5 protein-coding genes are annotated in these 6,984 nt (G+C 69.4%); 3 read left to right on the top strand and 2 right to left on the bottom strand.

The genetic code is table 11. From position 1 onward, the window contains the following. Positions 1-53 precede the first annotated feature (53 nt). A complete protein-coding gene (locus J5V16_RS12565) occupies positions 54-1,397 on the bottom strand; it encodes a hypothetical protein (protein WP_208496633.1) in 1,344 nt (447 codons plus the stop codon). Positions 1,398-1,472: 75 nt separating this feature from the next. After that, positions 1,473-2,156, bottom strand: a complete 684-nt coding sequence (locus J5V16_RS12560) for a hypothetical protein (RefSeq protein ID WP_208496632.1) — start codon at positions 2,154-2,156, stop codon at positions 1,473-1,475. Between the two features lie 542 nt (positions 2,157-2,698). Between J5V16_RS12560 and J5V16_RS12555 the strand changes: the two genes are divergently transcribed. From J5V16_RS12555 to rpmA, 3 genes are all read left to right on the top strand, one after another. Then, complete coding sequence (locus J5V16_RS12555) at positions 2,699-5,299, top strand: Rne/Rng family ribonuclease (RefSeq protein WP_208496631.1); 2,601 nt, start codon at positions 2,699-2,701, stop codon at positions 5,297-5,299. 285 nt (positions 5,300-5,584) lie between these two features. Beyond that, a complete protein-coding gene (gene rplU, locus J5V16_RS12550; protein ID WP_208496630.1) occupies positions 5,585-5,884 on the top strand; it encodes a 50S ribosomal protein L21 in 300 nt (99 codons plus the stop codon). 12 nt (positions 5,885-5,896) lie between these two features. Continuing rightward, entirely contained in the window at positions 5,897-6,166 is a 270-nt protein-coding gene (gene rpmA / locus J5V16_RS12545) for a 50S ribosomal protein L27 (protein ID WP_208496629.1), read from the top strand. Positions 6,167-6,984 lie beyond the last annotated feature (818 nt).

Genomic DNA, 6,984 nt, shown 5'->3' with positions numbered 1-6,984 from the left:
TTGTTTCGGGGGGGGGGGCCCCCGCCCCCCCCCCCCTACACCCGGCCCCGCCGCTAACTCGCGTCGCGCCAGTTCGCCAAGTACCCGTTCGCGATCGCCAGCGCCAGGTCGGTCAGACCCTGCTGGTCCATCCCGGCGTCCTCCGCCACCGAGAGCCGCACCACCGTGTACGTGTTGTCGTCCTGAACATGGAGGTGGAAGTTCGAAGTCCCGCCGTCCTCGGGGACGCGCGACACGGCCGCCGACTGGTCGCCGATCTCAGGCGCCGGCTCCACCAGCGTCCAGGCCTCGCCCAGCTCGCCGATGTCGCTCGTGCCGAGCTCGAAGTTCACGCTCGCCTTCGCATCCGAGTCGAAGACCGTGCTCTCCACTTCGAGCAGCGCCGTCGCCCGCTCCGCCTCGCCGTACGTCATCGAGCAGGTCTGCACCCACCCGCGGCTCTTGTCCTGGGCGTCCCCGACCGCCGTCGGCTCCGCACCGTTCACGACCGCCTCGAGCGGACCCGCGTCCACCAGCGAGCACGGCTCGCTGCTGCCCTCGAACGTCAGGTTCGTCTCCGTGCCGCCCGTGGTCTCCGAGCCGTCGTCGCGGTTCATGAACCACCACACGCCGCCGCCCACGAGCGCCAGCGCCACGACCCCGCCGATGATCTTCGGGATCGGGCTCGACTTGCGGGCCCGGCTGCGCACCTTCTGGAAGTCCGAACGCCGCCGCGGCTCCTTCGGCATGTACCCGAGCCGCCCGATCGTCGTCGTCTCGCTCCCGCCGCCCCACTCGCCGCGGGACTCGTCCGCGAACGCGGTCTCCTCGAACGGCTGTTCCTTCCGCGACAGCGGCTCACCGCCCGGCCCCTTGGCCTGCGGCGCACCCGCGCCCTGAGGCGGCTGCGAGGGCGAACCGGCACGCGGCGGCGAACCCGCCCCCCACTGGTCCTGACGCTCGGCCCGCGGCGTCGCACCCGTCACCGGCCCCTGCGGGCGCCGCGACTCGTAACCCCCGTACTGCGGGGAGAACTGCTGCTGAGGGGACTGGTGCCCCGCGTAGCCCTGCCCGGGCTGCTGCGGCGACTGGCCCTGCCCCGAACTCTGAAAACCGCCCTGACCGCCCTGCTGCGGCCCGCGTCCCGCCGAAGGCCCGCCCCCGCGCGGCGCGCCGCCGCGCGGGTCCTGCGAGGGACGCCCCGCCTGCGGCAGCGGGCGCTGGCCTCCCTGGGGTCCGCCCGCTGTGGGGCCGCCGGCCTGAGGTCCGCCGGCCCTGGGGCCGCTCTGGTACGGACCGGGTTCGCCTTGCGCTCCCTGCGGTCTGCCCGCCCGGGGCCGCCACTGGCCCGTGCCCGGCCGCTGCCCGTCCTCGGGCTGCTCGTCATAGGCCGGGCCATAGGGTGGTGTGGCGCTCACGATGATCCTCCGCGAATGATTCCCGGCGTGTCGACTTGACGCCGCGGTAGTCACCGCCAGCTTAAAGGGAGCCGCCTAATTCGCCGCTCGGGGGAGCGCGTCGACGAGGCCCGCGCCCAGTTCCTCCGTCAGCTGCCGCACATCGCCGCCTTCGGGCGGCACGCCGGTGAAGAACAGGTTGATGCTGAGGGTCGCGTTGGCGATCTGGATGTGGAGCCGCACCTGCGTCTCCTCGCCTTCGGCCACGGTCACGACCGCGGCCTGCTCGCCGATGCCGCTCACGGCCTCGGTCGTGAAGCCCTTCGAGGCCTCGAAGTCGAGCACCCCGGCGTACGCGGCCCGCCCTTTCGCGGCGTCCTCGTAGACCTGCACGGTTGAGAAGAGCGTCACCAGCCGGTACGCGTCGTCGCCGGTGTATTCGGCCGAGTAGGTGCAGTTGAAGGTGCGCACCTCTTCTTTCGAGGTCTCCTCAGGGCTGCGCGCCTGCTCCGTATCGGCCCACGGCCCGAGCAGTTCGGGGTTCACCGAGATCGCGCACAGGTCGTCGATCTTCCCGGCCTCTACCGCGGGCTCTTCGTCCCCGCCCCCGGAGGACCAGTACAGGACCGTGGCGCCGGCGACGAGCAGGACCGCGACGACGGCGAGGACCCAGCCCACGCTCGTGAGCTGGCGGAAGAGGTCGGCACCGCGATGCCGCCCCTGGTAGGTGGAGGGTTTCCCGTCCGCCCGGGGCTCCTCGGACTTGTCCGAGTCGATCACCTGGAGTGCGATGGTCGTGTCCTTCTCTGAGGCTCGCTGCTGACGCGCCAGCAAACAGCTTATCGAGTACATGGGACACGGGCCACGCTCGAGCCGTGCCAACAACGAGGAGTCGTGTTTTCTCACCCGTTCGTGACGGCGCTCATTTCCGTCCCGCGGGCGGGCGACGTGGCGGTGGGCACCGGTCAGCTGTCCGGCTCGGCGAATGACGCAGAGTGTGCGATACTCGACCTTGTCGTACCGCACACAGCTACGGACGGTGCGACCTGGAGATGTCCTGTCCGCGTCCCTCACGACGGCGACGGACTTGACCACTCGGCCGGGATAGAGGTTGAATTCCCGGCGCGAGTTGAGGCTTTCAGTGCGGCCCGAACGGCATGATTTGAGCGCCGGAGCATGGCTCGCCAGCCTCTTGGGCGAAGCGAGCCGGATGTCGGCCTCGCCACGCCGGGAGGACCGCACTGCTGATGCCGCGCCCGTGCGGCAGCGGATGCACACCGCATCACGCGCCCGGGCGGCGGCTGGAATGGAGATTTATTCATATGCGCGAGAACGAGCCGCGCGAACAGGTTCCCGTGGTCGCGGTGACCTTCATGGCTCCTCAGAAACCCAAGAACGACGAGCCCCCGGCCGAGACGCCGCGGTCCGAGCGCCCCCGCGCCGCCGCCACCGTCGCGCCGATGTTCGCCCCCCCGCCGAAGGTCCAGCCCAAGGCTGCCGAGCCCAAGGCCGAACCCGCCAAGCGCGAGCAGCGCGAGGAAGAGCCCGAGCCGCGCCGCGGCCAGGCGAAGAAGACCCAGGCCAAGAAGGCGCAGCCCCAGGAGCAGCAGGCGACGCGCAAGCGCACCCGCAACCGCTCCGACAGCCGCGCCGCCGAGAAGACCGGCGACCGGGGCGGCCCCGAGCGGTCCGACCGCGCCTCCGAAAAGCCGGAGCCGAAGGCCGAAGCCCCCGCCGTCGAGGAGTTCGACGACGACTTCGACGACGATGACGACTCCGAGGCCGGCCGCCGTCGCCGCGGCCGCCGCGGCCGCCGCGGCCGGGGCCGCGGGAAGGGCGTCGACGGCGCCTACGACGACGAGGACGCCGAGGACGACGACGAGATCGGCGACCGTGAGGCCGACGCCGACGAAGACGACGAGGACTCGGAGGCCGACGGTCCCGAAGTGACCCGTCGCCGCCGTCGCCGCCGCCGCCGCGCCGGCTCCGAGGACTCCGACCGCTCGCGTCCCGACGACTCGGACGACGACGCCGAAGTGGTCGTCAAGGTCCGCACCCCGCAGCGCCGCACCTCCTCCAACGAAGAAGTGCGCGGCGTCTCCGGCTCCACGCGCCTCGAGGCCAAGCGCCAGCGCCGCCGCGACGGCCGCAAGTCCGGCCGCGGCCGCGTCCAGGTCGTGAGCGAGGCCGAGTTCCTCGCCCGCCGCGAAGCCGTCGAGCGCCAGATGGTCGTCCGCGTCCGCAACGGCCGCTCCCAGGCCGCGGTCCTTGAGGACGGCATCCTCGCCGAGCACTACGTGTCGAAGTCCGGCACCCAGGGCCTGGTCGGCAACGTCTACCTCGGCAAGGTCCAGAACGTGCTCCCGAGCATGGAGGCCGCCTTCGTCGACATCGGCCGCGGCCGCAACGCCGTGCTCTACGCCGGCGAAGTGAACTGGGACGCCACCGGCCTCGCCGGCAAGGCCCGCTCCATCGAGCAGGCCCTGCGCCCCGGCGACGCCGTGCTCGTCCAGGTCACCAAGGACCCGGTCGGCCACAAGGGCGCCCGCCTCACCAGCCACGTCGCCCTGTCGGGCCGCCACCTGGTCTACGTCCCGGGCGGCAACGCCTCCGGGATCTCCCGCAAGCTCCCCGACCGCGAGCGCACCCGCCTGCGCGCGGCGCTCAAGAAGCTAGTCCCCGAGAGCGCGGGCGTCATCGTGCGCACCGCGGCCGAGGGCGCCGGCCCCGAGGAGCTGGCCCGCGACATCTCCCGCCTCCAGATCGAGTGGGAGGAGATCCAGGCCAAGGCGAAGAAGGGCAACGCGCCGAGCGTGCTGCACTCCGAGCCAGACGTGCTCATCCGGGTGGTCCGCGACGTCTTCAACGAGGACTTCAAGGAGCTCCTGGTCGAGGGCGACGAGGCGTACGACGAGATTCACAAGTACCTCGAGTCGGTCTCGCCCGAGCTGCTGCCGCGGCTCAAGCGCCACACCGGCACGAAGGACGTCTTCGCCGAGATGCGCGTCGACGAGCAGCTGCTCAAGGCCCTGGACCGCAAGGTCTACCTGCCCTCCGGCGGCTCGCTCGTCATCGACCGCACCGAGGCGATGACCGTGATCGACGTCAACACCGGCCGCTTCACCGGCGAGGGCGGCAACCTCGAGGAGACCGTCACCAGGAACAACCTGGAGGCGGCCGAGGAGATCGTGCGCCAGCTGCGCCTGCGCGACATCGGCGGGATCATCGTGATCGACTTCATCGACATGGTGCTCGAGTCGAACCGCGACCTGGTGCTGCGCCGCCTGACCGAATGCCTGGGCCGGGACCGGACCAAGCACCAGGTCACCGAGGTCACCTCGCTCGGCCTCGTGCAGATGACGCGCAAGCGCGTCGGCCAGGGCCTCATCGAGGCGTTCTCCGAGCCGTGCGAGCACTGCAAGGGCCGCGGGGTCATGGTCCACACGGACGAGATCCTGGGGACCTCCCGCAAGAAGGGCAACGGCGGCGGGGGCGGCAACGCCAACGCGAACCAGTCCCAGGGCGGCCAGGGCCAGCAGAACCAGGGCGGCGGCAAGAAGAAGCGCGACCGCTCCAAGAAGCAGGACCAGCAGCAGAAGCAGCAGGACCAGCCTGAGCCGCACGTCAAGTCGGCCGCGGCCGAGACCGCGAAGATCGCCGCCGCGCTCGAGCACGGCCACGAGGACGTCGCGATCGTCGACGAGACCGACGAGCCGATCACTTCGGCGGAGTCCGACACCGCGACCGAGGTCGTCGTCGAGACCGAGCCGGTGGACCTCGCCGCCGCGACCGAGGAGGCCGTCCCCGCGGACGCCGACGAGGTCCTGGCCGAGGAGCAGACCGCCGCTGACTCGCCCACCGAGACAGCGGAAGCCGACACCGAACCCGGCGACGAAGCCGGATCGGCGGCGTCCGAGCACTAGGACGGCCCGGCGCCGCGGACTGTGACGTTCGCGGCGCTGAGCTGATCCCGATGCCGGAACCAGCGGGTACATGACGTACCCTAGTGAGCGGCCTATAGAGCCCTCAGCTTTTCCTCCCCGGACCGCCGGGGATGAACGCGGAGCTCGATCGGCGGGCCGGCCCAGGTGACGTTCGCGGAACCGCAGGCTGGCAGGTGCACGGCACCGCGAAATTGACAGAACACCGTTCCCCTGCGGGGAACTCATTTCCCCGCACCGGGGAGGACCCAAGGAGACCGCGTCGACATGTACGCAATCGTCAAGACTGGCGGAAAGCAGTACAAGGTCGCCGAAGGAGACGTCCTCGAAGTCGAGAAGCTTCAGGGCGCGCCCGGCGACACGCTTACGCTGCCTGCGGTGTTGCTCGTCGACGAAGGCACTGTGGTCACCGACGCCTCCGGCGTCACGGTGAGCGGTGAACTTCTCGAGCACACCAAGGGCCCGAAGATCAAGATCCACAAGTACAAGAACAAGACCGGCTACCACAAGCGCCAGGGTCACCGTCAGCCGCTGACCCGCGTCAAGGTCACTGGCATCACCAAGTAAGGGGTTGGACAGATGGCACACAAGAAGGGCGCATCCAGCTCCCGCAACGGGCGCGACTCCAACTCCAAGCGACTTGGCGTCAAGCGCTTCGGCGGTCAGCACGTCAGCGCCGGCGAGATCCTGATCCGTCAGCGCGGCACCAAGTACCACCCGGGCGAGCTCGTCGGCCGCGGCGGCGACGACACGCTGTTCGCTCTGGCCGAGGGTGAAGTCCTCTTCTCCTCCAAGCGCGGCCGCAAGCTGGTCAACATCGTCCCCACCTCCACCGAGGTCGCGGCGTAAGACCTGAGCGGCAACGCTCGAAAGCATGAACAAGGGCCGGGCCCGTCGAAAGACGGACCCGGCCCTTTCGCGTACCCGCCTCCCGGCGCCGGCCACTCGCTTCTCCTTCGCCGGCATATGAACACCGATCGCAACGGGTTGTTCACCGCGAGGACCCCGGAATGTCGGACCCTTCCCCTAGGTTCGAACCAAGGACCTCGCGACGATGCGCGCGAAGCCGGCCCTGCCGACGCACCCGTTCGGACCGCCTTCAGGCCGTTCGGTTGCGCCGCAGCGGTATCGCCGCAGCTCAGCGCCATCGCGATCGAAAAGGGGACCCCCTGTTTCATGCCCTCAGAAGGGCGTGTAATGTTGTCCTAGCCCGAGGGGGAACGGAACAGAGCCGAAACGGCCTGGTCCGGAAGCCGCCGGAGACCAGCGACAAGCTCACAGAGTTTAGGCGCGGTCCGGAAGCTGAATCTCGGGAATCTTTGAGACTCAATAGAGGCTCGATCGTATGTGACACGGGTCAAGCGGCCCGAAGTTTGCAGAGCGATCCGAGACTGTTAGAGTTGAGAGGTTGCTCCGGCTGAGGCCGAATCCTTTAAGTGGATCGACTTGGGTTGGCGTGTTGTTTGAGAACTCAACAGGGTGTTTGGATGGTCAGCGTGCGGGCTGACTGGGACGATCGGACAAGGTTTCGGTGGTTTCTGGTTGGTACTGTTTTTGACTGTCTTTTCCTTGGGACACTTGCTTGGTGTCCCGTTGAAAATCGGTCAGGACATGCTTCGACACATACCAAAAGTCGCCATGGTCTTCGGATGGTGGTGCGCAACAGG

It is taken from the genome of Glycomyces niveus, from assembly GCF_017592475.1.
GTDB lineage: Bacteria > Actinomycetota > Actinomycetes > Mycobacteriales > Micromonosporaceae > Glycomyces > Glycomyces niveus.
The sequence above is the reverse complement of the archived record's forward strand: the minus strand, read 5'-3'. Positions and strand labels throughout refer to the sequence as shown.